The sequence below is a fragment of the Microvirga sp. P4_G7 genome, from assembly GCF_056401005.1.
The window spans coordinates 1-1,286 of sequence record NZ_JBFUKD010000879.1 but is presented as its reverse complement, the minus strand read 5'-3'; the positions used below and the strand labels follow the sequence as shown (position 1 = coordinate 1,286).

General features: G+C 60.3%; 2 protein-coding genes. One reads left to right on the top strand and one right to left on the bottom strand.

Annotated elements, in window-relative coordinates:
* Nucleotides 1-45 precede the first annotated feature (45 nt).
* On the top strand, nucleotides 46-807 hold the full coding sequence (locus AC1DT3_RS21580; RefSeq protein ID WP_477467231.1) for an IS5 family transposase: 762 nt from the start codon (nucleotides 46-48) through the stop codon (nucleotides 805-807).
* Here the strand turns inward: AC1DT3_RS21580 and AC1DT3_RS21575 are convergent.
* A partial coding sequence (locus AC1DT3_RS21575) for a Crp/Fnr family transcriptional regulator (protein WP_477467230.1) occupies nucleotides 804-1,286 on the bottom strand: 483 nt, incomplete at its 5' end. The genes AC1DT3_RS21580 and AC1DT3_RS21575 overlap by 4 nt on opposite strands.

Below are 1,286 nucleotides of genomic sequence, written 5' to 3'. Positions count from 1 at the left end.
ATCCGAAATTGTGATTCCAACTCCCGAAAAATCGGAGCACGAATCATGCGGTATGAACTCAGCGCCAACGAATGGAGTGTCATTGGACCGATGCTCCCGAACAAGCCACGCGGCGTTCCCCGCGTCGATGACCGTCGTGTGCTCAACGGTATATTCTGGGTCTTGCGATCAGGTGCGCCGTGGCGCGATCTTCCGGAGGGCTTTGGTCCTCATACCACCTGCTACAACCGCTTCGTTCGTTGGCGCCGGGCTGGTGTTTGGGATCAGATCATGGACGCCCTCGCCAAAGCTCATGACGCGGCGGTGCAGATGATCGATACGTCGGTTGCGCGCGTGCACCAGCACGGTGCCTGTATCGCGGACAATCGCGAGCAACACATGGATCGTTCACGAGGCGGACTTACCAGCAAGATTCACGCGGTAGTAGACCCCGATGGTCTGCCAGTGCGCCTTGGCCTCACGCCAGGCGAGGCACACGACAATCGCTTTTGCTCGGTTCTCCTGGCGGAATTGCAACCCCGAACGACGTTGCTCGCAGATCGCGGATATGATGCGGACTGGATCAGGGAGTTCGCGAGTCAGAAAGGTGCGTGGGCGAACATCCCGCCAAAACGAAATCGCAAGGAGCCGATCTGCTTAAGTCCATACCTCTACCGAGCGCGTAACCTGGTCGAGCGCTTCTTCAACAAGATCAAGCAATGCCGGCGGATCGCCACCCGCTATGACAAGCTCGCCGCCAACTATCTCGCCTTCATCAAACTAGCATCAATCCGGCTATGGCTGCGCGCTTATGAGTCCACGCCCTAAGTTCCCTCTCGGAGCGCGTCGGTCACGCGCTCGCGCAAGAGATCGGGACGGCGCAACACGAGGGCGCCGCGCGTGCGCTCGATCAGGCCCTCTTGCGCCATCACCGTAAACTCGCGCGTCACCTGCTCGCGCCGGCATCCGATACGGGAGGCGAGGATGTGGTGGAAGGGCGGAGGCGTCACCACGCGCTCGACAGAGGCGCCGCGTGGAATCGACAGACGCAGCAACTCCGAATAGAGGCGGTGCCGAAGATCGAGCACCGTTTGTTCGACGAAGCGTTCGTTGAGTTCGCGGATGCGCGAAGCCATCAAGCAGAACAGTCGTTCGGCGACCACGCGATCGCTATAGACCAGCTCGCGGAACACACTGGAGGGCATCACGCAGGCTTCACCGCGGGTCAATGCCGTTACGTTAGCTGACCGCTTGATGCCGTCCATGGCCGCAAGCTCGCCAAAGAGTTCGCCCGCCCGCATTTCATC